Origin of the sequence: Nocardia asteroides, assembly GCA_019930625.1 — a bacterium.
Classification (GTDB): Bacteria; Actinomycetota; Actinomycetes; order Mycobacteriales; family Mycobacteriaceae; genus Nocardia; species Nocardia sputi.
On the sequence record CP082844.1, the window covers coordinates 3,795,477 to 3,819,842 of the forward strand.

At 69.1% G+C, this 24,366-nt stretch carries 22 protein-coding genes and 2 tRNA genes; 13 read left to right on the plus strand and 11 right to left on the minus strand.

Going from position 1 to position 24,366, the window contains the following annotated elements; all coding sequences use genetic code 11:
- Positions 1-53 precede the first annotated feature (53 nt).
- Together K8O92_17370 and K8O92_17375 are read left to right on the plus strand one after the other, a co-directional pair.
- Positions 54-125: transfer RNA gene (locus K8O92_17370), tRNA-Gln, on the plus strand.
- Between the two features lie 146 nt (positions 126-271).
- Positions 272-344: transfer RNA gene (locus K8O92_17375), tRNA-Glu, on the plus strand.
- Between the two features lie 1,060 nt (positions 345-1,404).
- On the opposite strand, the gene K8O92_17380 is transcribed toward K8O92_17375, so the two are convergent.
- The 3 genes from K8O92_17380 to K8O92_17390 form a co-directional block, all read right to left on the minus strand.
- A complete protein-coding gene (locus K8O92_17380) occupies positions 1,405-1,584 on the minus strand; it encodes a DUF5302 domain-containing protein (protein ID UAK29787.1) in 180 nt (59 codons plus the stop codon).
- Between the two features lie 140 nt (positions 1,585-1,724).
- On the minus strand, positions 1,725-2,225 hold the full coding sequence (locus K8O92_17385) for a PPOX class F420-dependent oxidoreductase (protein UAK29788.1): 501 nt from the start codon (positions 2,223-2,225) through the stop codon (positions 1,725-1,727).
- Positions 2,226-2,258: 33 nt separating this feature from the next.
- Positions 2,259-2,960, minus strand: a complete 702-nt coding sequence (locus tag K8O92_17390) for an IclR family transcriptional regulator (protein UAK29789.1) — start codon at positions 2,958-2,960, stop codon at positions 2,259-2,261.
- A 170-nt stretch (positions 2,961-3,130) separates the two neighbouring features.
- On the opposite strand from K8O92_17390, the gene leuC reads away from it, so the two are divergent.
- From leuC to K8O92_17405, 3 genes are all read left to right on the plus strand, one after another.
- Entirely contained in the window at positions 3,131-4,552 is a 1,422-nt protein-coding gene (gene leuC, locus K8O92_17395) for a 3-isopropylmalate dehydratase large subunit (GenBank protein ID UAK29790.1), read from the plus strand.
- A 39-nt stretch (positions 4,553-4,591) separates the two neighbouring features.
- The gene (leuD, locus tag K8O92_17400) at positions 4,592-5,200 is read left to right on the plus strand and encodes a 3-isopropylmalate dehydratase small subunit (protein UAK29791.1); all 609 of its coding nucleotides are present in this window, start codon (positions 4,592-4,594) and stop codon (positions 5,198-5,200) included.
- 156 nt (positions 5,201-5,356) lie between these two features.
- Positions 5,357-6,004 carry an HU family DNA-binding protein gene (locus tag K8O92_17405; protein UAK29792.1) on the plus strand — a complete coding sequence of 216 codons (648 nt, stop codon included), beginning with the start codon at positions 5,357-5,359 and terminating at the stop codon, positions 6,002-6,004.
- A gap of 203 nt (positions 6,005-6,207) precedes the next feature.
- Here the strand turns inward: K8O92_17405 and K8O92_17410 are convergent, their stop codons facing one another.
- From K8O92_17410 to cofC, 3 genes are all read right to left on the minus strand, one after another.
- Complete coding sequence (locus K8O92_17410) at positions 6,208-7,170, minus strand: NUDIX hydrolase (protein UAK29793.1); 963 nt, start codon at positions 7,168-7,170, stop codon at positions 6,208-6,210.
- The gene (locus tag K8O92_17415; GenBank protein UAK29794.1) at positions 7,167-9,338 is read right to left on the minus strand and encodes an RNA degradosome polyphosphate kinase; all 2,172 of its coding nucleotides are present in this window, start codon (positions 9,336-9,338) and stop codon (positions 7,167-7,169) included. The genes K8O92_17410 and K8O92_17415 overlap by 4 nt, the downstream gene beginning before the upstream one ends.
- Positions 9,339-9,409: 71 nt before the next feature.
- Positions 9,410-10,093, minus strand: a complete 684-nt coding sequence (cofC, locus tag K8O92_17420) for a 2-phospho-L-lactate guanylyltransferase (protein UAK29795.1) — start codon at positions 10,091-10,093, stop codon at positions 9,410-9,412.
- Positions 10,094-10,124: 31 nt separating this feature from the next.
- Here cofC and K8O92_17425 point away from each other — a divergent pair, with 31 nt between their 5' ends.
- The gene (locus K8O92_17425; GenBank protein ID UAK29796.1) at positions 10,125-11,120 is read left to right on the plus strand and encodes an NAD(P)-dependent glycerol-3-phosphate dehydrogenase; all 996 of its coding nucleotides are present in this window, start codon (positions 10,125-10,127) and stop codon (positions 11,118-11,120) included.
- A gap of 87 nt (positions 11,121-11,207) precedes the next feature.
- Positions 11,208-12,311: a D-alanine--D-alanine ligase gene (locus K8O92_17430; GenBank protein ID UAK29797.1), complete on the plus strand. Its 1,104-nt coding sequence runs from the start codon at positions 11,208-11,210 to the stop codon at positions 12,309-12,311.
- 321 nt (positions 12,312-12,632) lie between these two features.
- Here the strand turns inward: K8O92_17430 and K8O92_17435 are convergent, their stop codons facing one another.
- Positions 12,633-13,148 (minus strand): DUF3515 domain-containing protein, encoded by a 516-nt coding sequence (locus K8O92_17435; protein ID UAK35753.1) that lies wholly within the window; start codon positions 13,146-13,148, stop codon positions 12,633-12,635.
- A 298-nt stretch (positions 13,149-13,446) separates the two neighbouring features.
- Here K8O92_17435 and thiL point away from each other — a divergent pair, with 298 nt between their 5' ends.
- From thiL to K8O92_17455, 4 genes are read left to right on the plus strand one after another with little or no spacing between them, the layout of a single operon-like run.
- Positions 13,447-14,721, plus strand: a complete 1,275-nt coding sequence (gene thiL, locus K8O92_17440; GenBank protein UAK29798.1) for a thiamine-phosphate kinase — start codon at positions 13,447-13,449, stop codon at positions 14,719-14,721.
- Positions 14,722-14,732: 11 nt separating this feature from the next.
- Positions 14,733-15,416 carry a uracil-DNA glycosylase gene (locus K8O92_17445; GenBank protein UAK29799.1) on the plus strand — a complete coding sequence of 228 codons (684 nt, stop codon included), beginning with the start codon at positions 14,733-14,735 and terminating at the stop codon, positions 15,414-15,416.
- 51 nt (positions 15,417-15,467) lie between these two features.
- Entirely contained in the window at positions 15,468-15,695 is a 228-nt protein-coding gene (locus tag K8O92_17450; protein UAK29800.1) for a hypothetical protein, read from the plus strand.
- A gap of 58 nt (positions 15,696-15,753) precedes the next feature.
- Positions 15,754-16,617 (plus strand): alpha/beta hydrolase, encoded by an 864-nt coding sequence (locus K8O92_17455; GenBank protein ID UAK29801.1) that lies wholly within the window; start codon positions 15,754-15,756, stop codon positions 16,615-16,617.
- A 7-nt stretch (positions 16,618-16,624) separates the two neighbouring features.
- Here the strand turns inward: K8O92_17455 and K8O92_17460 are convergent, their stop codons facing one another.
- From K8O92_17460 to rpmB, 3 genes are all read right to left on the minus strand, one after another.
- A complete protein-coding gene (locus tag K8O92_17460) occupies positions 16,625-17,413 on the minus strand; it encodes an enoyl-CoA hydratase/isomerase family protein (protein UAK29802.1) in 789 nt (262 codons plus the stop codon).
- Positions 17,414-17,445: 32 nt separating this feature from the next.
- The gene (locus K8O92_17465; protein ID UAK29803.1) at positions 17,446-17,976 is read right to left on the minus strand and encodes a GNAT family N-acetyltransferase; all 531 of its coding nucleotides are present in this window, start codon (positions 17,974-17,976) and stop codon (positions 17,446-17,448) included.
- 101 nt (positions 17,977-18,077) lie between these two features.
- Positions 18,078-18,269 carry a 50S ribosomal protein L28 gene (gene rpmB, locus K8O92_17470; GenBank protein UAK29804.1) on the minus strand — a complete coding sequence of 64 codons (192 nt, stop codon included), beginning with the start codon at positions 18,267-18,269 and terminating at the stop codon, positions 18,078-18,080.
- A gap of 334 nt (positions 18,270-18,603) precedes the next feature.
- Between rpmB and K8O92_17475 the strand changes: the two genes are divergently transcribed.
- Positions 18,604-20,388: a DAK2 domain-containing protein gene (locus K8O92_17475; GenBank protein UAK35754.1), complete on the plus strand. Its 1,785-nt coding sequence runs from the start codon at positions 18,604-18,606 to the stop codon at positions 20,386-20,388.
- Between the two features lie 3 nt (positions 20,389-20,391).
- Positions 20,392-22,674 carry an ATP-dependent DNA helicase RecG gene (gene recG / locus K8O92_17480; GenBank protein ID UAK29805.1) on the plus strand — a complete coding sequence of 761 codons (2,283 nt, stop codon included), beginning with the start codon at positions 20,392-20,394 and terminating at the stop codon, positions 22,672-22,674.
- A gap of 77 nt (positions 22,675-22,751) precedes the next feature.
- On the opposite strand, the gene K8O92_17485 is transcribed toward recG, so the two are convergent.
- Entirely contained in the window at positions 22,752-24,215 is a 1,464-nt protein-coding gene (locus tag K8O92_17485; GenBank protein UAK29806.1) for an MFS transporter, read from the minus strand.
- Between the last annotated feature and the right edge of the window lie 151 nt (positions 24,216-24,366).

The following is a 24,366-nucleotide window of genomic DNA, read 5'->3' on the forward strand; positions in this document are numbered from 1 at the left end:
GCCCGGAACACGGTCTCGAGTCACCCAGACGCGAGGCTGAACAACCTGGTCATTGGGGTATGGTGTAATTGGCAACACAGCTGATTCTGGTTCAGCCATTCTAGGTTCGAGTCCTGGTACCCCAGCGGAGAGTGTTGTTCGACTTCGGTTCGCGGCCGGAATCAATCAGCATCCTGGCGATTTGGTCGCCGGGCCTCGGCCGGTTAAGCTAGCCGAGCCTCCTGATCGAAAGATCAACACGGCGCTCCTCGCGACAGTGAGAAGCAGTCCTGGCCCCGTCGTCTAGCGGCCTAGGACGCCGCCCTCTCAAGGCGGTAGCGCGGGTTCGAATCCCGTCGGGGCTACACGAGTGGAAGGCCCATGCTCATGGAGCATGGGCCTTTCTCGTTTCGCTATGTCTTGTGGGGGTGCAACCCCCACACCCCGCCCGGAGGGCTTCGCCCCCGGACCCCCGGCGGGGGCTTCGCCTCGCCTGGATGGTTGGGGTCCGGTGTTCCTGTGATCTGCGGACTGAGGCTTCGCCCCGCTTGGGTTGTGGTTCGGGGTGGCTGTGAGCTGCGGGTTGGGGCTTCGTCCTGAGCTGGGTGGCGGTGTGGCTGTGTTCTGCGGACTTGGACTTCGTCTCCCCGTGGTCGGTGTGTCCGTCCGGCGTGGTGGCTGGTGGCTCAGATGGTCGGTCGTGATACAGGTGGTCGTTGGCGACACGGGGGATCGTTGGCGACACAGGGGCTCGTTGGTTGGTCGCTGGTGACTCGCGTGGTCGCTGGTGACTCGCGTGGTCGCTGGTGACTCGGGTGGTCGCTGGTGACTCGGATTGACGGTCTTGACCCGCTCGATCGAAGTGTCGTCTTGGGGGGCTTGGTTCTCGAAGGGTGTTCGCAGCAGACGCTCGTCGTGGTGCCGACGAGGTTCGGGCTGGCGAGGAGAAGCCCCGAGTGACGAAGTTCATAAACCGACTGCACGGCAGTGCCGGCGGTAGTGAACGATTTCGGACGGGCGCGCCGCCTGCTTCGAGTCGGTAGGGGGTGCGGGCGTCAGCGTCGGATCGGTTCGTTCGGCGAGTTCGCGGGCGATCGCAGGGAATCCGCGACGTGGACCCGGCGAGCCGGTAGGCGGATCTTCCTCGTCGCCGAACATCCAGCAGGCCGCATGCGTACGGTGCGAGCAGATGATCCGGATCGTGCCTGCCGAGGTGCCATGGAGCCGTGTTGTCGGCTGCGCGACTGTTCGACCAGCTCCGGCGAGTTCGGTCCTGCTCGCCGCACCCACAATCAGAGCTCGTAAGTCTCGCCGGAAGGAGTTACCGGGCCGAATGGCCCGACTGCCTGCGGCGGGCCGCACGCGCGGGCGCAAAGATAAGGCCCTCCAGCGGTCTTGCCGGAGGGCCTTCGCCGTCTGCGCGGACTAGCCGCTCTTACGCCGGAATTCCCGCTTGTGGCCGACCGCGGTGTGAGCACCGGAGGCCTTGGACCGTCCGTCGAGGTGGTCGACCGCGCGGGCGTTCTGCTGGTTCTTGCGCTCCAGTGCTTCCCGGAACTTGCGCTTCACCTCGTCGGCGCCATTGGACTTACCCGAATCCGCCATCGCTGCTCCTCGTCGTCGCGGCCGCGCAGCGCGGGCTGCGATGCCCGGCCGATTCTTGTCGAACCCCCTGACGCTAGCCCGTGGGAGGTGGTTGTGTCAGTTCGATTTCGTGCGCGTCGCGCGGGCCGAGCGCGCTCCGGTCAGTCCAGCGACTGCGCGGTGGTGCCGCCGAGCGGCATGGCGGGCAGGCCGAGCTTGCGGTGATCCCAGCTGCGCGTGCGCTCGGGCACCACACGGACGGCGACCCGTTTGTGCAGCATGGCCTCCACCATCGGCCGCACCTCCTCGTTGTAGGGGCCGGTGTAGCGCTCCCAGACGCTCACGCCGACCGCGAAGAGTTTCTCGGCGTCCTCGACGATCTCGCCGCGGCCCTCGATCGATACGCCCCTGAGCTGGTCGTAGGTCTGGCCCGCCTCCACCATGCAGGTGATCCGAGGATCGCGGCGCAGATTCACCGCCTTCTGCGATTTGGCCTTGGTCTCGAACCAGATCTCGCCGTCGATGAGCGCGTACCACATCGCGGTCAGGTGCGGCGTGCCCTTCGGGCCGATGGTCGCCAGCGTCGCGATCCGGCTGCGCTGCAAGAACTCGGTGATCTCGGTGTCGGACATCACGATCTGTGCCCGTTGGTTGACTCCCATGGGCCAACTGTAGAGAGTCCGAATTGAAACGCGTTACAGGCGCTTGTGCAGGGCCTCGGCGGCCGCGACCAGATCCGCCGCCCACCGGGCGCCCGGCCTGCGGCCCATTCGGTCGATCGGTCCCGACACCGAAACGGCCGCGACCACGGTGCCTCCGGCGTCGCGCACCGGAGCGGAAACGCTGGCCACGCCCGCCGCGCGCTCCGCCGCGCTCTGCGCCCACCCGCGCTTGCGCACCTCCGCCAGCGCGCGCTCGCCGAACACCGCGTCGGCCAGGATGGTGCGCTGCAGCTCCGGGTCGGCCCACGCCACCAGTACTTTGGCCGCCGAGCCCGCGGTGAGCGGCAGCCGCGCCCCGATCGGCACGGTGTCCCGCAGCCCGACGGGGGGTTCAAGCGCCGCGACGCAGACGCGCGCGTTCCCGTCGCGGCAGTAGAGCTGCACGCTTTCGCCGGTGATCTCGCGCAACCGGGGGAGGATGGCCGAGGCGGCCTCGAGCAGCGGGTCATCGGCGCTGGTCGCGAGCTCGGCGAGGGCCGGACCCGGCCGCCACGTGCCGTTGCCGTCGCGAGCGAGCAGGCGATGCACTTCCAGGCCGACGGCGAGTCGGTGCGCGGTGGCGCGGGGCAGCCCGGTGCGGGCGCACAGCTCGTTGAGACCCGACGGATGCTCGGCTACGGCGTAGAGGACCGCCACTGCTTTGTCGAGGACGCCGATGCCGCTATGCTGTCTCATAGAACGATACTAGCGTCTCGAATGCTGAGAATCGAGTGCTTAGAATCCCACCTTCGCGGATTCTCGCCGTCAGTGTTCGGACCAGGCACAGCCAGCCCAACTCGTGCAACCGTCGCCGCATCGCCAGTCCGGATCGCGGAACGGCTGCTTCGTCCGAAAGGTGATCGACAATGGCCCAACCGCGCACGCTGGCCGAGAAGGTATGGGATCAGCATGTGGTCGCTCGCGGGGAGGGCGAGGGCGCCTCGCGCGAACCTGACCTGATCTATATCGACCTGCACCTCGTCCACGAGGTGACCAGTCCGCAGGCCTTCGACGGGCTGCGCGCCGCGGGCAGGCCGGTGCGACGGCCGGATCTCACGATCGCGACCGAGGACCACAATGTCCCGACGATCGATATCGACAAGCCGATCGCCGACCCGATTTCGCGCACCCAAGTCGACACGCTGCGGCGCAATTGCGCGGAATTCGGTGTGCGGCTGCACCCGATGGGGGACCTGGATCAGGGCATCGTGCACGTGGTCGGGCCGCAGCTGGGCCTGACCCAGCCGGGCATGACCGTGGTGTGCGGCGACAGCCACACCTCGACCCACGGCGCGTTCGGCGCGCTGGCGATGGGCATCGGCACCTCCGAGGTCGAGCATGTGCTTGCCACCCAGACGCTCTCGCTGCGCCCGTTCAAGACGATGGCGATCACGGTGGACGGCGCCTTGCCCGACGGCGTGACCAGTAAGGACCTGATCCTGGCCGTCATCGCGAAGATCGGCACCGGCGGCGGCCAGGGTTACGTCCTGGAGTACCGGGGGGAGGCCATCCGGGCCATGTCGATGGAGGCCCGAATGACGATCTGCAACATGTCCATCGAGGCGGGCGCACGGGCCGGCATGATCGCGCCGGACGAAACGACCTACGAATTCCTCAAAGGACGGCCGCACGCGCCGCAGGGAGCCGACTGGGACGCCGCGGTGGCCGCCTGGGAGGCGCTGAAGACCGACGAGGGCGCCGCTTTCGACGCCGAGGTGCACATCGACGCCGCCGAGCTGACCCCGTTCGTCACCTGGGGCACCAACCCCGGCCAGGGCGCCCCGCTGGGCGAGGCCGTGCCCGACCCCGCCGCCATCGCCGACGAGGCGGCCCGCGAGTCCGCGGAGAAAGCTCTGCGTTACATGGACTTGGAGCCGGGTACTCCGCTTCGGCAAGTACCGATCGACACCGTATTCGTCGGTTCGTGCACCAACGGACGCATTGAGGATTTGCGTGCGGTGGCCGGGATTTTGAAGGGACGTCATGTCGCCGACGGCGTGCGAATGTTGGTTGTACCGGGGTCGATGCGGGTTCGCGCACAGGCGGAAAAAGAAGGACTGGGCGAGATTTTCACCGCGGCGGGCGCCGAATGGCGGCAGGCGGGCTGCTCAATGTGCCTGGGAATGAATCCGGACCAGCTCGAGCCGGGCCAGCGTTGCGCGTCGACCTCGAACCGTAACTTCGAGGGCAGGCAGGGCAAAGGCGGCCGTACGCACCTCGTTTCTCCCCTCGTAGCGGCCGCGACGGCGGTCCGCGGAAGACTGTCGTCGCCTGCGGATCTGGACTGACCGCCCCCGATTCACTCATTCAAACCCAGGAGATTCGTAATGGAAGCCTTCACCGTGCACAAGGGCATCGGGGTGCCGCTGCGCCGCTCCAATGTCGATACCGATCAGATCATCCCGGCCGTCTACCTCAAGCGGGTGACTCGTACCGGATTCGAAGACGGGTTGTTCGCCGCATGGCGGGCCGATCCGGACTTCATTCTGAACACGTCACCATACAACAGGGGTAGTGTTCTGGTGGCGGGACCGGATTTCGGTACCGGGTCCTCTCGTGAACACGCTGTTTGGGCGCTGTCGGACTACGGCTTTCGGGTGGTCATCTCATCCCGGTTCGCCGACATCTTCCGCGGCAATGCAGGCAAGGGCGGGCTGGTGGCCGCTCAGATGTCACAGAACGATGTCGAAATGCTCTGGAAGTTGCTCGAGGAACAGCCCGGCTTGGAATTGGTTGTGGACCTCGAGGCGCGCACGGTGACGGCCGGAACCGTCGTGTTGCCGTTCGATATTGATGACTACACCAGGTGGCGTCTGCTGGAGGGATTGGATGACATCGGGCTGACCCTGCGCCGGGAGGACGCGATCTCCCGGTTCGAAAAGGCAAGGCCAACATGGAAACCCACTACCCTTCCAGCACATATTTCGCAGACGTAATCACCCTCGTCAGTTAGCTGGACAGCCGGAGTTGTGGTAGCTGGACGTGTGCTAAACCACATGAATTTTGGCGTGGCACATAGACTCTTGCCCAAAGTGGGTTTACCGTGGTACCTAGTCGGTCCGACGACGGGCCATTAGTCTGCGGAGGATTCAATGAACAAGGCGGAACTGATCGACGTTCTGACCGAAAAGTTGGGTACGGACAGGCGCACGGCCACCGCGGCAGTCGAGCATGTGGTCGACACCATCGTGCGCGCGGTGCACAAGGGTCAGAGCGTCACAATCACCGGTTTCGGTGTGTTCGAACAGCGTAAGCGGGCGGCTCGCGTCGCGAGGAACCCGCGTACCGGCGAAACGGTGAAGGTCAAGCCCACTTCGGTGCCCGCGTTCCGCCCCGGCGCTCAGTTCAAGGCGGTGATCGCGGGCAAGCAGAAACTGGCCGCGACCGGGCCCGCCGTCAAGCGCGGGGTGAATGCGCCGGTGGCCGCCAAGAAGGCGGCGGCGAAGAAGACGGCGGCGAAGAAGACCGCCGCCAAGAAATCGACGCCGACCAAGGCGCCTGCCAAGACGACAGCCCGCAAGGCCGCCGCCAAGGCCCCGGCCAAGACCACCGCGCGCAAGACGACCGCTACCAAGACCGCTGCGAAGAAGACGCCCGCGAAGAAGACCGCGGTCGAGAAGAAGGCTCCGGCCAAGAAGGCGGCCACCAAGGCCACGGCGGCCAAGAAGACCACCGCCGCCAAGAAAGCACCTGCGAAGAAGACCGCGGCCAAGAAGGCCCCGGCTCGTCGAGCCCGCTGATCTCGAGCCACCGCCGGATCGGCGCTGAATGCGCGGCCCCACGACCGGGCCCCTTCGCCTCAACGTCGAGACGGCCCCGGGAGACACCCGGGGCCGTTTTCGGCTGTCCACCCACCGAGACCTCACGGTCGCGGCTCACCCGGGTCATCCTCGAGCGCGCGGCGACCGTCGACGCGCGCGGTGACGGGCGAGCTTCGCGCGTATCAGGACTGCGCCACGTAGGCTGACAGCGTTCGATCCAGATGGTCGGCGGCCACCAAGCGCTGGCCGACGAACGACAGTACCCACACACTGCCCTTGCGATTGCGCGCCGACGGCAGCGCGATTCCGTCGCGTTCGGCCAGCCATCCCAGCAGATCCGGGATCACCTTGCCCTGACTGCAGACGACGCGAACGGCATTGTCCGTTACCAGGGCTCGAAGACGTTCCCGGGCCTCGTCCGGGTGCTCGGCGTACCCGGTCTCGGAAAACAATGGCTCCATGCCGATTTCGCGGCCGAGCTTCTCCGCCAGCGGCGCCATGGTCTGCACGCAGCGCAGCGGAGGGGCCGAGTACACCTCGGATGCGCCGAACGCCAAGAGATTCGGCGCCAGCGCACGTGCCTGCGTCTCGCCTTCGCGGTCGAGCGGACGCTGCTCGTCGGGACCGTTGAAGCGGTCCCTGCGGCCGGCTCGGGCATGCCGGACCAGCAGAAGGGTGTCGGTGCGTGCGGGCAGCCGGGTGAAGGCGCGCACCACTTGCCGGTCCATCGGATACGACAGTTGCTCCATCACCCGGTCCAGCGGGTGCCAGCTGAGCACGTCCACCTCGGAATTGGCGGTGAACTCCCCGCCCGCCACTTCGGCGGCCCAGTAGTCGACCCGCTTCAGCTTGCGATGGCCTGGAATCGGGTAGGTCACGTAGCCGAGATAGCGGCCCAGTCTGCACTCCAGGCCGGTCTCTTCGCGGACCTCGCGGACCGCGGCCAGCACCGGTGTCTCACCCGGGTCGAGCTTGCCCTTGGGCAGGGACCAATCCTGGTACTTGGGGCGGTGGACGAGCGCGATCTCGATCGCACCCGCAGCCGACTCCCGCCACAGCAACGCACCCGCCGCGTGGATGTTGGCGGTGACGCGGGGATCCCAGAACGGGCTCCCCCCCTGTTCGAACCCCGTTGTGGCGTTCACTGCTGCTCGGGCCTGCGCAGCCGCATCAAGAACTCCTGATGATCTCTGATCTTGTCCCCGTCCCCGGAGGAGCCCGGTGACGCCTGCCAGGTGCCGTCGGGTTGCAGCACCCAGCAGCGCGTGGCCGGCGACAGCGCGGAGTCGAACACCTCACCGAGTTGCTCGGTCAATCGCGGATCCTTCACCTGCGCCATCACCTCCACCCGGCGATCCAGGTTGCGGTGCATCATGTCGGCGCTGCCGATCCAGTACTCGTCCTGCGCCTGGAAGTGCATGACACGGGAGTGCTCCAGGAACCGGCCGAGGATGGAGCGGACTTGAATGTTCTCGCTCATCTCGGGCACACCGGGACGCAGCCCGCAGATGCCGCGCACCACGATCTGCACCGGTACGCCCGCCTGCGAGGCCCGGTACAGCGCGTCGATGATCTCCTCGTCGACGATCGCATTGGCCTTCAGCCGGATTCGGGCGTCCGCACCCTGCGCCGCGAGCTCGGTCTCGCGCTGGATGCGCTCGATGATGCCGGAGCGCACGCCGTGCGGGGCGACGAGCAGATTGCGGTAGTTCTCTTTCCGCGAGTAACCGGTCAGCGAATTGAACAGGTCGGTCAGGTCGGCGCCGATTTCGGGTGCGGCGGTGAGCAATCCGACGTCCTCGTAGAGCCGTGCGGTCTTCGGGTTGTAGTTGCCGGTCCCGATGTGGCAGTAGCGGCGGATGGTCGCGCCCTCGCGCCGCACCACCAGGCAGGTCTTGCAGTGGGTCTTCAGTCCGATGAGGCCGTACACCACGTGCACACCGGCCTGTTCCAGCGCGCGGGCCCATTTGATGTTGGCCTGCTCGTCGAACCGCGCCTTGATCTCGACCAGGGCGACCACCTGCTTGCCCGCCTCTGCGGCGTCGATGAGCGCGTTGACGATCGGGGAGTCGCCGGAGGTGCGGTAGAGCGTCTGCTTGATGGCGAGCACCTGCGGGTCGGCGGCGGCCTGTTCGATGAACCGCTGCACGCTGGTGGAGAACGAGTCGTACGGGTGGTGCACGAGCACGTCGCCCTCGCGCAGGGCGGCGAAGACGTTGCGTGGCGTCTCGCGCTCGCCGAACGCGGGCGGCGTGGCGGGGACGTACGGAGTGTCCTTCAGATTCGGCCGGTCCACGCCGTATACCTGCCAGAGGCAGGACAGGTCGAGCAGGCCGGGCACCTGGATCACGTCGCCGGGGTCGACATCCAGCTCCCGCAGGAGCAGATCGAGCATGTGCTCGGTCATGTCGTCGGACACCTCCAGGCGCACCGGCGAACCGAACCGGCGTCGGGCCAGCTCGCGCTCCAGCGCCTGCAGCAGATCCTCGTCGCGATCTTCGTCGACCTCGAAGTCCGCGTTGCGGGTGATCCGGAACGAGTGGTGCTCGACCACGTCCATACCGGGGAACAGCAGATCCAGGTGCGCGGCGATGAGCGCTTCCATCGGCAGGAAAGCGGCGATGGGTGAGCCGGAGTCGGTGCGGCGCACGCGGACGAACCGGTCGACGTTGTCGGGCACCTTGACGCGGGCGAAGTGCTCGCCGCCCGTGGCGGGTTCCTTCACCGTCACCGCGAGGTTGAGGCTCAGCCCGCTGATGTAGGGGAATGGGTGCGCCGGGTCCACCGCGAGCGGGGTGAGGACCGGGAACACCTGATCCTGGAAGTAACCGGAAAGACGCCTGCGTTCGTCGTCGTCCAGATCGCTCCAGTCGATGATCGCGATGCCCTCGGCGGTCAGCGCGGGCAGCACGCTGTCGAGGAAGACGCGGGCATGACGCACCGCTATCTCCTGTGCGCGCGCGGCGATCAGCTCCAGTTGCTCGCCGGGGGAGCGGCCGTCGGCCGAGCGCACCAGCAGACCGGTCTCGGCGCGGCGCTTCAATCCCGCGACCCGCACCATGTAGAACTCGTCGAGATTCGACGCGAAGATCGCCAGGAACTTCGCCCGCTCCAGCAACGGAAGCGACGCGTCCTCGGCGAGCGCGAGTACGCGGGCGTTGAAGTCCAGCCAGCTCAATTCACGATTGAGGTAGCGATCACGTGGCAACCGTGGCCCCACCGAGTCGGCGGACAAGGGTGTCGCCGCCGGGGGTGGCGTGGGAAGCAACGGCTGCTGCTTGACGATTTCCGTATCGCTCACGCCAACGATCATCCCTTACCGGACAGCTCATGTGCATCCCGTGAGCGTGATCGGTCTGTGTCTCACGCCACCATGGCGATCGTCTAGCACACGTGTGGAACGTGTTCGTGAACGCCGCCCGGCCAGCCGATGTCGTGCAGGACAGCACGAGTCGCGTTGCCGGCCCCCAGGGCCACCGCGCGGTCCAGATCGTCGGCGGTGTCGACGTCCAGGCGCAGTCCCGGCCAGTCCCCGGTGAGATCCACCGCGCCTGCCCCGATGTGGCTGCGGGCGGACCCGGGGCCGAAGCGGGGGTCGAGTGCGGCGAGGGGATCGCGCACCACCAGCGCAGCGGTGCCGCTGCCCTCGTGGTCGACCACGATCGAGCGCAGGCCTCGGGGAGCGGCGGCGAGCATGTCCGACAGTTCTTCCGGCCGCAACGCGGGCAGGTCGGCCTGCAGTGCGAGCAGATCGATCGGCCCGTGCGCATCGCGCAACGCGGCGGCGGTGGCGGCCAGCGCGGTGTTCAGCCCGCCCGAGTGCGGCCCGCGTGGTTCCGGATGGACGTCGGCGCCGAGCGTGCGAGCCAGATCGGCGACCGCGGGGTCGGGCGTGACCACGGTCACGGATACGACATCGCCTACCGCCGCGGTGGCGGTCACGGTGTCGGCGAGCATGGCCAGCACCAGCCGCGCCCGGGGCTCCGGGCGCAGCCGGTCGGCCAGTCGGCTCTTGGCCCGATCGAGGCTCTTGACCGCGATCACGGCATGCACGGCGTGCGGGCGCATGCGAGCAATCCTTCCATGGCATATTGGGCTGATGACGAGGGCGGCAGTGCTGGGCGCAGGATCGTGGGGCACCGCGTTCGCGAAGGTGTTGGCGGACGCGGGAACCGAGGTCACGATCTGGGCCCGGCGGCCCGAGGTCGCCGCGACGCTGGCCTCCGAACATCGCAATCCCGATTACCTGTCGGATATTCCGCTGCCGCCGATCGCGGCGACCCACGACCCCGCGGTGGCGCTGGCGGGAGCCGACATCGTCGTGCTGGCGGTGCCGTCGCAGTCGCTGCGCACCAACCTCGCGGAGTGGAAGGGGATGATCCCGGCCGATGCCACGCTGCTGAGCCTGGCGAAGGGGATCGAGACCGGGACGCTGCTGCGCATGAGTCAGGTCATCGAGGAGGTCACCGGGGCCGACCAGAGCCGGGTCGCGGTGCTGTCCGGGCCGAACCTGGCGCGGGAGATCGCGGTGGAACAGCCCGCCGCGACCGTGATCGCCTGCTCGGACAACGACCGGGCGGTCGCGGTGCAGCACGCCAGCGCGACCGGATACTTCCGGCCCTACACCAATACCGATGTGGTCGGCTGCGAGATCGGCGGGGCGTGCAAGAACGTCATCGCGCTCGCCTGCGGCATCGCCTCGGGCATGGGCCTGGGTGATAATTCGATCGCCAGCCTGATCACCCGCGGTCTGGCCGAGATCATCCGGCTCGGGGTGGCCCTCGGTGCGGAGCCGGTCACGCTGGCCGGGCTCGCGGGAGTCGGGGATCTGGTCGCCACCTGCACCTCGCCGCTGTCGCGCAACCGGTCCTTCGGCCATGTGCTCGGCGCGGGCGGATCCATGGAAGCCGCCCAATCGGCCACTCATGGACAGGTCGCCGAGGGTGTGAAGTCCTGCACATCGGTGCGCGCGCTGGCCGAGCGGCACGGCGTCGAGATGCCGCTGACCACCTCGGTGCACCAGGTCTGCCACGAAGGACTTTCCGTGCGCGAAGCCGTCGGCAACCTGCTCGGACGGCGGATGAAGCCGGAGTGATCCGGCTGCGCACGCCCTGAGCGGAGACCGCGGTGTCCCGGACGGTCAGCGGTGGGTGCGCGGGTCGAAACGGGTACGGTTCGGGTCATGACGAACCGGATCAGGGTAGCTGTGGTCTTCGGCGGGCGCAGTAACGAGCACGCCGTGTCCTGCGTATCGGCCGGTAGTGTGCTGCGCCACCTGGATCCGGAGAAGTACGAGGTCGTGCCGATCGGCATCACCGCGGAGGGCCGCTGGGTGCTCGGCGGTGCGGACGTGGCCGCGCTCGGCATCCACGATCGCGCGCTGCCGTCGGTGGATGCCACCGGCACGGCGCTGACCCTGGTCGCCGACCCGAGCCGCTCGGGGGCGCTGATCGCGCTCGACGATCCGAGCGCCGCTCTCGGCTCGGTCGACGTGGTCTTCCCGATCCTGCACGGACCGTTCGGTGAGGACGGCACCTTGCAAGGAATGCTGGAGCTGGCCGGGATCCCGTATGTCGGACCGGGGGTGCTGGCCAGCGCGGCGGGCATGGACAAGGAATTCACCAAGAAACTGCTCGCGGCGGAGGGACTGCCGATCGGCACCCAGGTGGTGCTGCGGCCCGGCACGGCGACGGTCGCCGAGGAGGACCGGCTGCGCCTTGGCCTGCCGGTGTTCGTCAAGCCGGCCCGCGGCGGATCATCGATCGGCATCACCAGGGTGACCGACTGGAACGAGCTGGACGCGGCCATCGCCGCGGCGCGCGCGCACGACCCGAAGGTGATCGTGGAAGCGAGCATCGTCGGACGCGAAGTGGAATGCGGGGTGCTCGAGCATCCGGACGGGCGGGTCGCGGCGAGCGTGGTCGCCGAGATCCGGATGCCGGAGACCGGCGTCACCGCCGAACCTCCCGCGTTCTACGACTTCGATACCAAGTACCTCGACGACGTCTGCGAGTTCGACGTTCCCGCCAAGCTGGACGACGAGGTGTCCGAGCAGATCCGGGAACTGGCCGTGCGTGCCTTCCGAGCTCTCGACTGCCAGGGCCTGGCGCGGGTCGATTTCTTCGTCACCGACCAGGGCCCGGTGATCAACGAGATCAACACGATGCCGGGCTTCACCGCCATCTCCATGTACCCGCGCATGTGGGAGGCCACTGGTGTCGACTTCGCCGCACTGATCTCCACACTCATCGAAACCGCGCTCGCCCGCGGCACCGGCCTGCGCTGAGCGGTACCGCGCAATCGGCGCGGGTTGTGTTTGCTGAATAATTGCTGTGCACCGATCCGTAGGCCGCCGAGCCGGGTGACCCTGATGGATCGCACGTCGAAATTGATGCCCGGGCCACCGGGTTACCTTCGTCCGCGTCCTGGATAGTTCGGCACCACACGATCGCCTACGTGACCGACCGTGCCGGTCTGCGGCACAGATCGTGCAGCAGTGGTTCACCGCGTCGCGAATCCGGTCCGGGGGCACGGAGTGAAGCGATCGGCTGTCTGGCAGGCGTCCGCCGGGCTGCGATGACGACAACGCCGATCACCGAGCCGCGCGTCAGTTGGGCAGCGGTCCCGGATCGATCGGCTGGGCCGGGATGGTGGCGGTGACCATGTCGGAGACTTCTTGCAGCGGCGTCGGACCGGAGCCGTCGGGGACGGTGAGGGCGATGTAGGTCCCGCGGTCGACGGCGAACCAGGTGCTCACCTCGGCGGTCTGGTCGCGGACCTCGAACCACTGCACGCCGTTCACGACCTGCAACGGTGAGGCGCGGTTGAATTCCAGCGGTCGATCCAAACCGCAGCGCAGGACGATGGGGTCCCCGCCTTCGGCGCGCTGCCACGCGCGGGTGGCGGGCGGAGCGGGCTCGACCAGGGTCGATTTGGTGAACTCACCCAGGTCCGCGGGCAGCGCGGGCAGCAGGGCGGCGCAGGCCGGACCCTCCGCCGCAGGGGCAGGGACAGGGCCGAGCACCAGTGGTTCCCGCTCGACCGGCGCGCGGCTCGCGAGCACGGCGGCCACGAGCACCGCGACGACCAGCACGACGGGAAGCGCGACGGCGGTGGCGATGATCGCGGGCGAATATTGATGTGCGGGCGCGTTGTCCGGCTCGTCGGCTTCAGCGGCCGAATCCGCCGTCTGCTCCGCTGCTTCGGAGGCGGCGGCCTGCGCGTTCGAGTCCGCGGCGTCGGCGCTGCCTGCCGGACCGCCCGGTGCGGCGGGCTTCCGAGCGTCCGCACCGGCTTGCGTGCCGTCCGAATGCTCGCGTTCCGCGGAATCGCGGTCCGGTGAATCCGCCGCCATACAACACTCACCGATCCTTTCTCGTTCGCGCGTCGGCGCCGGTCGGTGGCCGCGCGATGGTGGCGCGATGGACCGGCCCGGTAGTACTCGAGGTGCCTCCGAAAGGGTACCGTCGGGCTCATTCCAGCAAGCAGCGCGCCGGAAAGGATCGGTCATCAGCGCCAGTAGGGGCCCGAGGACAGTGCGTGAACTGGGGGAGTTCGCGCTGATCGACCGCATCAACGCGGGCCGGGTGCAAGCGCCGGGTGTGCTGCTCGGCCCTGGCGACGACGCGGCGATGGTCGCCGCGCCCGACGGCCGGTTCGTGGTGACCACCGACATGCTCGTGCAGGATCGGCACTTCCGGTTGGACTGGTCCAGCCCCGAGGACATCGGCCGCAAGGCGATCGCGCAGAACGCCGCCGACGTGGTCGCCATGGGCGCGACGCCGACCGCGTTCGTCGTCGCGCTCGGCTGCCCGGCCGACACTCCGCTCGAAGTCGTCGACGGGCTTGCGGACGGCATGTGGGCCGAGGCGGCCAGAGCGGGCGCCTCGATCGCGGGCGGCGACCTGGTCCGCAGCCGCGAGCTGATCATCTCCGTCACCGCGTTCGGCGATCCAGGGGAAGGCGCGCCGATCACCCGAGCGGGTGCGCGCGCGGGGGACGTCGTCGCGGTGGCCGGCCGTCTAGGCTGGTCGGCCGCGGGACTCGCCGCCTTCACCGCTGGGGTGACCGGACCCGAGGTCGCGGAAGCGCTTGCCGCTCATCGTGTCCCGCAGCCGCCGTATGCCGCCGTCCTGGACGCGCTGGGCCGCGGAACGCTCGACGGGTCGAATTCGACTGTGGCGCAGAAGTTTTCCGCGCGGTCGCGTCCCCGATCGATCGACCCGGCGGCGGACATGTCCGGTACCACGACAGGCGAGGAGCTTTCGCGGCGGCAGCCGCCGAACGGCGACCACGAAGCGCGAGTGGGAAGGTCGCGGGCCCGGACCGGCTCGACCGACGTGGGGTTGCGCGCGTTGACCGACGTGTCCGACGGGTTGCTAGCGGATCTGGGGCACATCGCCTCGGCATCAGGTGTCGCCATCGATCTGGATTCGGCGGCGCTGCGCGACCCGGCGTTGGAACACGTCGCCGCTCGGCTGGAAGCCGATGCGGCGCAATGGATCCTGACCGGCGGCGAGGACCACGCCTTCGCGGGAACATGGGCGCCGGACCGCGCGCTGCCGTCCGGATGGGTCGCGATCGGGCAGGTTGTGGCCGGTCGCGGGCTTACCGTCGACGGCGTGACCCAGACCGGCGACGGCGGGTGGGAATCCTTCCGTGGGGCGGACTCGGCCCTCGACGGCGACCCACGCTAAGTTGTGCGGTCATGGGCACGAAACCATTGACGGAAATCATGGATCCGGGCTGGGCGAAGGCACTCGAGCCGGTGGCGGACCGGATCGCCGCCATGGGCGAATTCCTTCGTGCCGAGAACGCCGCGGGCCGCGGCTACCTGCCGTCCGGTGAGAACGTCCTGCGCGCCTTCCAGCGTCCGTTCGACGCGGTGCGCGTGCTCGTCGTCGGTCAGGACCCCTATCCGACGCCCGGCCATCCCATGGGGCTGAGTTTCTCCGTCGCGCCGGACGTTTCGCCGATCCCGCGCAGCCTGGCCAACATCTTCGCCGAATACAGCAAGGATCTCGGCCACCCCACGCCCTCCTGCGGCGATCTGAGCCCGTGGTCGGACCAGGGTGTGCTGATGCTCAACCGAGTGCTCACCGTTTCTCCCGGCAAGCCCGCCTCGCACCGGGGCAAGGGCTGGGAGGCGGTCACCGAACAGGCGATCCGCGCCTTGGTCGCCAGGGACGAGCCGTTGGTGGCGATCCTGTGGGGCAGGGACGCGGCGACGCTCAAGCCGTTGCTGGCAGAATCCGAGATTCCCTATATCGAGTCCGCGCATCCGTCGCCGCTGTCGGCGTCGCGCGGGTTCTTCGGTTCCCGCCCCTTCTCGCGAGTGAACGAACTACTCGACGAACTGGGGGCCGAACCGGTTGACTGGCGCCTGCCCTGAATCGGGCGTCTGTGTGTGATCGACCGAGAGAAACGAGTGAGGAGCTCTTCCATGCACAACACCACCCTCCGCGGCGCTACCGCGACCCTGGCCTTCTGCGCCGCGCTCACCAGCGGCGCCGCTGTCGCAGGTGCGGCCCCCCTGCGGCTCGAGCCCGCCGCGGAGACCACGACGGCTCCGGTCGCCGAGGAGTACACCTCCAGCGGCTCCTCCACCATCTCCGCGTCGGTGAATGCCAAGATCGCGTGCCTGTTCTTCGTGGGCAATCTCGGCTGCTGAACCCTCGATTCGCCGGGTTCACGCCGGTGCGGAGGGGCGTTGTGCGATCCTACAGATCGTGAGTAATGCGAACAATCTTCTCGAACCGTCCCGGCTCCGGCTGCGCGGTTCGGGCGGAATCGAGCTGGCCGCCGATCAGTTCGGCCCGGTCGACGGCCCGCTCGTCGTCTTCCTGCATGGTGGCGGGCAGACCCGGCACTCGTGGAAGCAGACCGGCGCGCGGCTCGGCGCGTCGGGAATGCGGGTCGTCACCGTCGACGCCCGCGGTCACGGCGACAGCCAGTGGGCGCCGGATCGCGACTACCGACGGCAGACCATGGCCGAGGACCTGCTGCGGGTGCTGGAACAGCTGGGCGCGCCCGCGGTGGTCGTCGGGGCCAGCATGGGCGGGATCACCGGACTGCTCGCCACCGCACGGCCCGGCGGGGAGGCGATCAGCGCTCTCGTCCTCGTCGACATCGTGACCAGGCCCGAGCCGGAGGGAATCGCCCGGGTAATCGACTTCCTCGGCAAGCATCGCGACGGCTTCGACACCATCGAGCAGGCGGCCGACGCGGTCGCGGAGTACCTGCCGCACCGCCCGCGCCCGAAGAGTACCGACGGCCTGCTCCGCAATCTGCGCGAGCGCGACGGCCGCTGGTACTGGCACTGGGACCCGGACATGCTCGGCGACCGGGTCGAGGACCCGTCGGCGATGACCGAGCCGATGGAGGACGCGGCGCGGGCGCTGCGCATTCCGGTGCTGCTGGTCCGCGGCATGCGTTCGGATGTGGTGAGCGCCGAGGGAGCCGAGGCGTTCCAGCGGCTGGTGCCGCACGCCCAGCTCGTGGAGATCGGCGGCGCCGCGCACACCGCCGCAGGCGACGACAACGACTCGTTCACCGACGCGGTGGCGAAATTCGTACTCGGCACCTGGGAATGAAGCCGGATCAGGCGAGTCCGGCGTAGTCGGGCTCACGCTTCGCCACGAACGCGTCCACGCCCTCGCGTCCGGTGGCGGAGCCGGCGGCCGCAGCGATGCCGTCGCGCTCGCTGTCGAGCTGATCGCTCAGCGTCGCGCTCTCGGACTGCCGCAGCAGCGATTTGATGCTCGCGTGGGTGGACCGCGGTCCCGCGGCGAGGGTGCGCGCCAGTCGCTGCGCCTCCTCGGCGATCTCGTCGTCGGCGACCAGCCTGCCCAGTACGCCGAGGCGCACCGCCTCGTCGGCGTCGAGGACGGCATCGGTGAGCAGGATCTCGCGGGCCCGCGCCCGACCGACGATGCGCGGCAGCGTCCAGGACATGCCGCCGTCGGGGCTCAGGCCGATTCCCGGATAAGCGGGGCGCAGCTTGGTGCCCGGACCGCCCAGGGCGATGTCGGCCACGCAGACCAGGCTCATGCCCGCACCCGCCGCCCAACCCTGGACCGCGGCCACCACCGGGAGCGGTACAGCGTCCAGCGCCCGGACGAATTCGTGCAGGTCTGTGGCCAGACCGTGAATGTGCGCCGAGCGGTCCTGCGCCGCGGCGAAGCCGCGCACGTCGCCGCCCGCACAGAAGTTGCGACCGGTGCCTCGCAGCAGCACCGCGCCCGCTTCGGAGCCGAGTGCGTTCAGCGCGGCGGTGCCCGCGTTGATGCCCGCGAAATCCATGGACGTGCCGTTGGCGGAGGTGGCGATGGTGATCTGGAGGACGCCGTCGACGGTTGTCACGTACCCGGCTTGCTCGCTGGAGGTCATGATCTGCACCTTAAGCGAATGCGCGGATACGCCTAGCGAGTGCCGTCCGGTGCGGGGTCCGCGCGCATCGTCGGCTTGCGCACCATGCGCACCTCCATCGCGGCGGTGAACGACTCGACCTTGCGGGTGCCGTCGAGCACGAAACCATGCCGCCGGTAGAACGCCTGAGCGCGCGCGTTCCGCTCGAACACCCAGAGCGAGCACGCAGCGTCCGGGTCGAGTGCGGCGCGGATCAGATTGTCGGCCACACCGCTGCCGTGCCAGCGGGATCGAACGTAGAGTGCGTGCAGTTCGAGTGGAGTCACCGCGTCCGCGTCATCGGGCGGGCCCGCGCTGGAGAATCCGATCACTTCGTCATCGATGATCGCGACGTGGGTGCGGCCCGGATAGCGCACCCGATCGCGTTCCCACTGCTCGGCCCGCCGCCCGACATCGAAGGCGTCGAGCACGTGCGCGGGCGCCAGTCCCCGAAACGCCTCGCGCCAGCAGGCGATGTGACATTCGGCGAGGCTGTGGGTGTACCCCGCGACCAAGGGCTGGACTCGCCACGGATGTTCGCTCACAGTGGCCGCACTCGCTGACCCCCACAGTCATGACGACGCCCCGGACCACCCGATACGGGTGCCGGGGCGTGTGCCGGGGTGCTGGTCAGCCGGAGGGCGGATCAGCCGCGGACGACCTTGCCCGCCTTCAGGCACGAGGTGCACACGTTCATGCGGCGGGTGTTGCCCGGGGCGACCTGCGCGCGCACGGTCTGGATGTTCGGGTTCCAACGACGGTTGGTGCGCCGGTGCGAGTGCGAGACCGACTTCCCGAAGCCGGGGCCCTTGGCGCAGACGTCGCAGACGGCAGCCATAGTCGCGAACTCCTTCATGTCAATGGTGGGGACCGCCGCTTTCGCGGTGCGGCGCGTCCTCGTGCAATGTCGAGTGTGTGCCTTGTCGGCGGGGAGCCGACCAGCGCAGACCGGCGACGGCCGCGCGAGGCAACCCTGCAAGGGTAGCTGTGCCGACACCGATCCACCAAACCGGTCCCGGTGCCACGAGTGCCGGAGCGGTTGCTGGGCATCCCCAGTCTAACGGCGCGGTCTTGCCGGTCGCCTGTCGGGACCGCCCGCTAACCTGGCGGGCGGTGGTGGTGCGCAGGTGGCGGAAGGGAGTGAGGGGACGGTGTCCGGAGCGCGAGATGGGATGGACGGCACGGCATTGCTGCGCTGGGGCCGCACCTGTCTCGCCGGCCTGGAACACCGGCGCGCGGAGATCAACGCGCTCAATGTCTTTCCCGTCCCGGACGCGGACACCGGCACCAATCTGCTGGCCACCATGCGCGCCGCCGTCGAGGCGGGGGAAGCGGCCGCGGCGCAGCGGGCGAACTCGGGCGGGAGCGTGGCCCATGCCGTCGCCGTCGCGATGGCCCACGGCGCGACCGTCGGCGCCCGCGGCAACTCGGGCATCATCCTGTCTCAGGTGCTGCGTGGCGTCGCGGATGCGGTGGACGGTGGTCCGTTCACGGCCGACAGTCTCCGGGCTGCGCTGACCAGGGCATCCGAACTGGTCCGCGAGGCGCTGAGCGTGCCGATCGAGGGAACCATTCTCACCGTGCTGGACTGTGCGGCCGCGGCGGCCGCCGGGTGCCCGGATCAGGCGCTCGGGGACGTGGCGCTCGCGGCGGCCGACGGTGCGGCCAAAGCGCTCGGCGACACGACCTTTCAATTGGGTGTGCTGCGGCAGGCCGGTGTCGTCGACGCGGGAGCTCGCGGGCTGGTCGTACTGCTGGACAGCTTGGTCACCGTCACACGAGGTGCGGCGCCCGCTCGGCCGGAGTACCCACGCCCCCCGACGGCGGCGCGAATCGCGCCCCCCCGCGAGGCCGAACCGCAGTACGAGGTGATGTACCTGCTGGCCGATTCCGACGAGCCGAAAGTGGCCGCGCTGCGCGCCCGTCTCGGCGAACTCGGCGACTCGGTCGTGGTCGTCGGCGACGGTGTCGGAGCCTGGTCGGCGCATGTGCACTGTGCCGACGCGGGTGCGGCGGTGGAGGCGGGCATCGCGGCGGGCAAGCTCAGCCGCATCCGCGTCGAGAACGTCGCCCTCGGGTCGCGCCCGGACGTGCTCGCCGGGTCCGGCGACCTCGTCGCGGCCGATCGCGGCGGGAGAGCACGAACAGAGGACAGGACCAACCCCGGCGACCGCGCCTGCGACTCTCGTGTCCCGCCGATGCGGACCGAAGACGTCACGGGATCGGCTCCGCCCGCCGATTCGACCCAGGTGGTGGCGGGTTCGCTCGGCCCGGCTACGGCGGCGGCTCCCGGGACTCCGGCCGATCGCGGAATCCTGGCGGTGGTCGACGGCGCGGGCGCCGCGACGCTGTTCGAGGACGCGGGCGCCGTGGTGCTGGCGGGCGACGAGCCGGTCGCCGCCACGACGCTGCTGGCCGCGATCCGGCGGATGCCCAACCGCGAGGTGCTGGTGCTGCCCAACGGCGCGCTGCCCGCGCACGAGTTGGTCGCCGTGGGCGTCGCCGCGCGCGACGCCCACCGGGACGTGCTGTTGCTGCCGAGCGCGTCGATGGTGCAGGGGTTGGCGGCAATGGCCGTGCACGACCGCGGACGGATCGCGGTGGACGACGCCTTCGCCATGTCGGAGGCGGCCGCCACGACACGCTGGGGGTCGCTGCGCGTGGCGACCGAGCGCGCGCTCACCATGGTCGGCACCTGCGCGCCGGGCGACGGGCTCGGTCTGACCGGTCACGATGTCGTCGTGATCGAGCGCGACGTGCGCACGGCCGGGCGGACCCTGTTGGATCGGCTGCTCGCCTTCGGCGGCGAGCTGGTCACGCTGCTGATGGGAGCGGCGGCTCCGGACGACCTCGGCGACGAACTCGCCGCCCATATCGCGCAGAACTTCCCCGGTGTCGAGGTGATCGTGTATTCCGGTGGGCAGCAGGGTGATTCGGTGCAGATCGGAGTGGAGTAGGGCATGGCGACACTGAGCGATCGGCTCGACCACATTCTCGGGGCCAAGGCGGCGGCTTCCCTGGCGGACGCGTTCGACATGCAGACCGTCGAGGATCTGCTGCGGCACTACCCCCTGCGGTACGCGACGCAGGGCCAGCCGCTCACCGAGGAGGCGCCGGAGGACGGTTCGCACATCACCGTCATCGGACGGATCACCAAGGCCGAGCTGCGTCCGATGCGCAACCGCCGCGGTTCTCTGCTGAAGGTGGTGCTCGACACCGGCTCCGGTCGCGGCGTCGACGTCACCTTCTTCAATGGCGACAAGGTGAAATACGTTGTTCGCGAAGGCCTGCGCGCGATGATGTCGGGCACGGTGAACTACTGGCGCCCCGGGCAGTGGAATCTCAGCCACCCCGGCTACCTGATCCTGCCGGAAGCCGAGGACGACGCCTCGGCGGTCGGCGCGCTGACGAAGGTGCGCGGCGGCGGTGACCTGCGCGGTCTCGCGGAGAGCGCGAAAGGCGCGGGGGGCGTGGACACCTCTTTCATGGAACGCGAGTTCATCCCGGTCTACCCGGCGACGGCCAAGGTGCAGAGCTGGGACGTGCTCGCGTGCGTGCGTCAGGTGCTCGATCAGCTCGATCCCATCGAAGATCCGCTGCCGGAGGACGTGCGGGCCGAACGGGCCCTGCCGAATCTGTCCGACGCGCTGCGCCTGATCCATCTGCCCGAACACAAGTCCGACATCGATCAGGCCAAGGACCGGCTGCGCTTCGACGAGGCGCTGGCTCTGCAACTGGTGCTGGCCGAGCGCAGGCACGAGGTCTCCGGACGCCGCGCTCGCGCCTGCGCGCCGCGCGCCGACGGCATCGCCGCCGCGTTCGACCAGCGGTTGCCTTTCGACCTGACCGCCGGGCAGAAGCAGGTCGTGGCGGAGATCTCCGCCGATCTGGCCCGCGAGCAGCCGATGCACCGGTTGCTGCAAGGTGAGGTGGGCTCCGGGAAGACGATCGTCGCCCTGCACGCCATGCTGCAGGTGGTCGACGCCGGCCTCCAGTGCGCACTGCTCGCCCCGACGGAGGTACTGGCCGCGCAGCACTACCAGTCGCTGCGCGGCATGCTCGGCGAACTGGGCGCCGCCGGCGAATTGGGCGCGGTCGACAACGCCACCCGCGTGGTGCTGGTGACCGGGTCGATGTCGGCCGCGGCCAAGAAGGCGGCGCTGCTGGAGGCGGTGACCGGCGAGGCGGGCATCGTGATCGGCACGCATGCGCTGATCCAGGACAACGTCGAGTTCTTCGACCTCGGCATGGTCGTGGTCGACGAGCAGCATCGTTTCGGTGTGGAGCAGCGAGATGCTCTGCGCGCCAAGGCGAAAGCGGGTGCGAGCCCGCATCTGCTGGTGATGACCGCCACCCCGATCCCACGCACGATCGCCATGACCACCCTCGGCGATCTGGAGACCTCCACGCTGACCGAACTGCCGAGAGGCCGCTCGCCGATCGTCTCCAAGGTGGTGCCGCGCAGGCAGCACCCGAACTGGGTGGATCGTGCCTGGGAGCGGATCGTGGAGGAGGTCGCCGCGGGACGTCAGGCGTACGTGGTGTGTTCGCGCATCGGCGAGGACGAAGAGACGGCGGGCAAGTCCCGCAATGGACGCTCGAAGTCCGGCGACGGCGAGAAGGAGGCCCCGAACACCCAGGCGGTGCTGGACGTGTTCGAGATGCTGCGCGGCGGGCCGCTGTCGGGCGTGCGGGTGGGCCTGCTGCACGGCCGACTGCCCGCCGACGAGAAAGACCAGGTGATGCGCGCGTTCAACGACGGATCGGTGGACGTGCTGGTGTGCACCACGGTGGTCGAGGTCGGTGTGGACGTGCCCAACGCGACGGTGATGGTGATCGTCGACGCGGACCGGTTCGGCGTCAGCCAGTTGCACCAGCTGCGTGGCCGGATCGGCCGGGGCAAGCACCCTGGATTGTGCTTGCTGGTCACGGATGCCGCGCCGGGCGGGTCCGCGATGGCGCGCTTGGACGCGGTGGCCGCCACCACCGACGGCTTCGAACTCGCGGTGCTCGACCTGCGTACCCGCCGCGAGGGCGACGTGCTCGGCGCCGCGCAGTCCGGTACGGCCCGTTCGCTGCGGCTGCTGTCGCTGCTGGACGATCTGGAGGTCATCACCGCCGCTCAGGAATTCGCCCGGGCCGTGGTGGCATCCGATCCCGGGCTGCGCAGGCATCCCGGTCTCGCGGGGATGATGCACGCCGCCGTCGATTCCGAGCGCTTGGAGTACTTGGCCAAGTCCTGACACCGGCTGTGCCGGTTTATCGGTCGAGCTGTTCGTGCGTGTGATGGCCGGGAGCCGCTCGGCTCCCGGCTTCCTCATCAGACCGCGGCGGTTTCCGCGGCGGACGTAGTGGGTTCGGCGTCCCCGCGCGCGTTGACGGTCCGCAGCCCCACGATCGCGGCGGCCACCGCGATGACGCCGCCGACGAACAGCGCCCGGCCGAAGCCGGCGTTCAGGGCCTCGATCGGCGCGTGACCGGCCGCGAGTCGCGTGTCGGTGTGCGAAGTCGCGATGGCGGTGAGCACCGCGAGACCCAGCGCCCCGCCCACTTGCTGCCCGGTGTTGAGCAGGGCGGCGGCCAGACCGGCCTGCTCGGGTGGCACGCCCGCGTTCGCCGCCGTGGTGTTCGCGACGAAGACCGCGCCCGCCCCCACCGACAGCACCAGCATGCCCGGCAGCAGATCGGTGAGGTAGGAGCCGTCGACGGACATGCGCGACAGAAGCAGCACCCCCAGCCCGCACAGCAGTGACCCGAGCACCGTGAAGATCCGGGTTCCGGTCTTGGCGAAGTATTTCGTCGCCAGCCCTGCGGCGATGCCGATCGTGCAACTCACCGGAAGATACGCGACCCCTGCCTGGAATTCCCCGTAGCCGAGCACCGTCTGCATGTACAACGTGACGAAGAAGAACATCGACAGCATGCCCGCGGCGATCACCAGATGCGTCAGATTGGCCGCGGCCAATCCACGCACACCGAAGATCGACAGCGGAACCAGCGGGTCCGCCGCGGCGCGCTCGTTGGCGACGAACGCGACGAGCAGCGCTGCCGCGATACCCAGCACACCGATCGTGCGCGCGTCGCCCCACCCGTATTCGGGCGCCTTCACCAGTCCGAACACGAGCGTCATCAGGCCTGCGGTCGCCAGGACCGTCCCCAGCACGTCGAACCCGCGCCGGATGTCGTTGCGCTGATCGTCCGGGATCAGCAGGGGGATGGTCACCAGAACCAGTAGGCAGACCGGCGTGTTCACGTAGAAGACCCAACGCCAGCCCGGCCCTTCGGTGATCACCCCGCCGACGAACACGCCAGCCGCCGACGCCAGTCCGGCCGCGCCGCCCCAGACTCCGACGGCGGTGTGGCGATCGGGGCCCTCCCGGAAACTGGTGGTGAGAATCGACAGTGCGGCAGGCAGCATCAGCGCGGCGCCGATCCCCTGGGCGAATCGAGCCCCGATCAGCGGGCCGCTACTGTCGGCCAGTCCGCCGAGCGCGGAGGACAGACCGATGATCACGGTGCCCGCGATCAGGACGCGGCGGCGTCCGAGCAGATCGGCCAGCCTGCCGCCGAGCAGCAGCAATCCGCCGTAGGTGAGCAGGTATCCGCTGGTGAGCCACTGCAGCGTGGGCACCGACATGCCGAGTTCGCGCTGAATGGTCGGCAGCGCGACGTTGACGATGGAACCGTCCACGAAATCCAGGAAGGCCACCGTGCACAGCAGTGCCAGCAAGAGTTTGCCGCGGCGGGTCGCCAAGGACGACGGTGTTTCGGTGGGTGCGCGCACTCCTATTTTCCTCTCTCGAGACGGACGAACCTTGTCCTCCGTTGCGAACCGAGAGCGACGGCATCCGGTGGATGTGACACGGCGACGCGCAGGCGAGAGGCAGATCACAATTCGGGCACGCACGTCACAGAACGCGGCGCTGCCGCGCTCC

Coding starts and splice junctions, on each gene's coding strand:
- K8O92_17380 (UAK29787.1), bottom strand. CDS start 1,584: ATGGCGGATTCGGGTAAGTCCAATGGCGCCGACGAGGTGAAGCGCAAG.
- K8O92_17385 (UAK29788.1), bottom strand. CDS start 2,225: ATGGGAGTCAACCAACGGGCACAGATCGTGATGTCCGACACCGAGATC.
- K8O92_17390 (UAK29789.1), bottom strand. CDS start 2,960: ATGAGACAGCATAGCGGCATCGGCGTCCTCGACAAAGCAGTGGCGGTC.
- leuC (UAK29790.1), top strand. CDS start 3,131: ATGGCCCAACCGCGCACGCTGGCCGAGAAGGTATGGGATCAGCATGTG.
- leuD (UAK29791.1), top strand. CDS start 4,592: ATGGAAGCCTTCACCGTGCACAAGGGCATCGGGGTGCCGCTGCGCCGC.
- K8O92_17405 (UAK29792.1), top strand. CDS start 5,357: ATGAACAAGGCGGAACTGATCGACGTTCTGACCGAAAAGTTGGGTACG.
- K8O92_17415 (UAK29794.1), bottom strand. CDS start 9,338: ATGATCGTTGGCGTGAGCGATACGGAAATCGTCAAGCAGCAGCCGTTG.
- cofC (UAK29795.1), bottom strand. CDS start 10,093: ATGCGCCCGCACGCCGTGCATGCCGTGATCGCGGTCAAGAGCCTCGAT.
- K8O92_17425 (UAK29796.1), top strand. CDS start 10,125: ATGACGAGGGCGGCAGTGCTGGGCGCAGGATCGTGGGGCACCGCGTTC.
- K8O92_17430 (UAK29797.1), top strand. CDS start 11,208: ATGACGAACCGGATCAGGGTAGCTGTGGTCTTCGGCGGGCGCAGTAAC.
- thiL (UAK29798.1), top strand. CDS start 13,447: ATGGACCGGCCCGGTAGTACTCGAGGTGCCTCCGAAAGGGTACCGTCG.
- K8O92_17445 (UAK29799.1), top strand. CDS start 14,733: ATGGGCACGAAACCATTGACGGAAATCATGGATCCGGGCTGGGCGAAG.
- K8O92_17450 (UAK29800.1), top strand. CDS start 15,468: ATGCACAACACCACCCTCCGCGGCGCTACCGCGACCCTGGCCTTCTGC.
- K8O92_17460 (UAK29802.1), bottom strand. CDS start 17,413: ATGACCTCCAGCGAGCAAGCCGGGTACGTGACAACCGTCGACGGCGTC.
- rpmB (UAK29804.1), bottom strand. CDS start 18,269: ATGGCTGCCGTCTGCGACGTCTGCGCCAAGGGCCCCGGCTTCGGGAAG.
- K8O92_17475 (UAK35754.1), top strand. CDS start 18,604: ATGGACGGCACGGCATTGCTGCGCTGGGGCCGCACCTGTCTCGCCGGC.
- recG (UAK29805.1), top strand. CDS start 20,392: ATGGCGACACTGAGCGATCGGCTCGACCACATTCTCGGGGCCAAGGCG.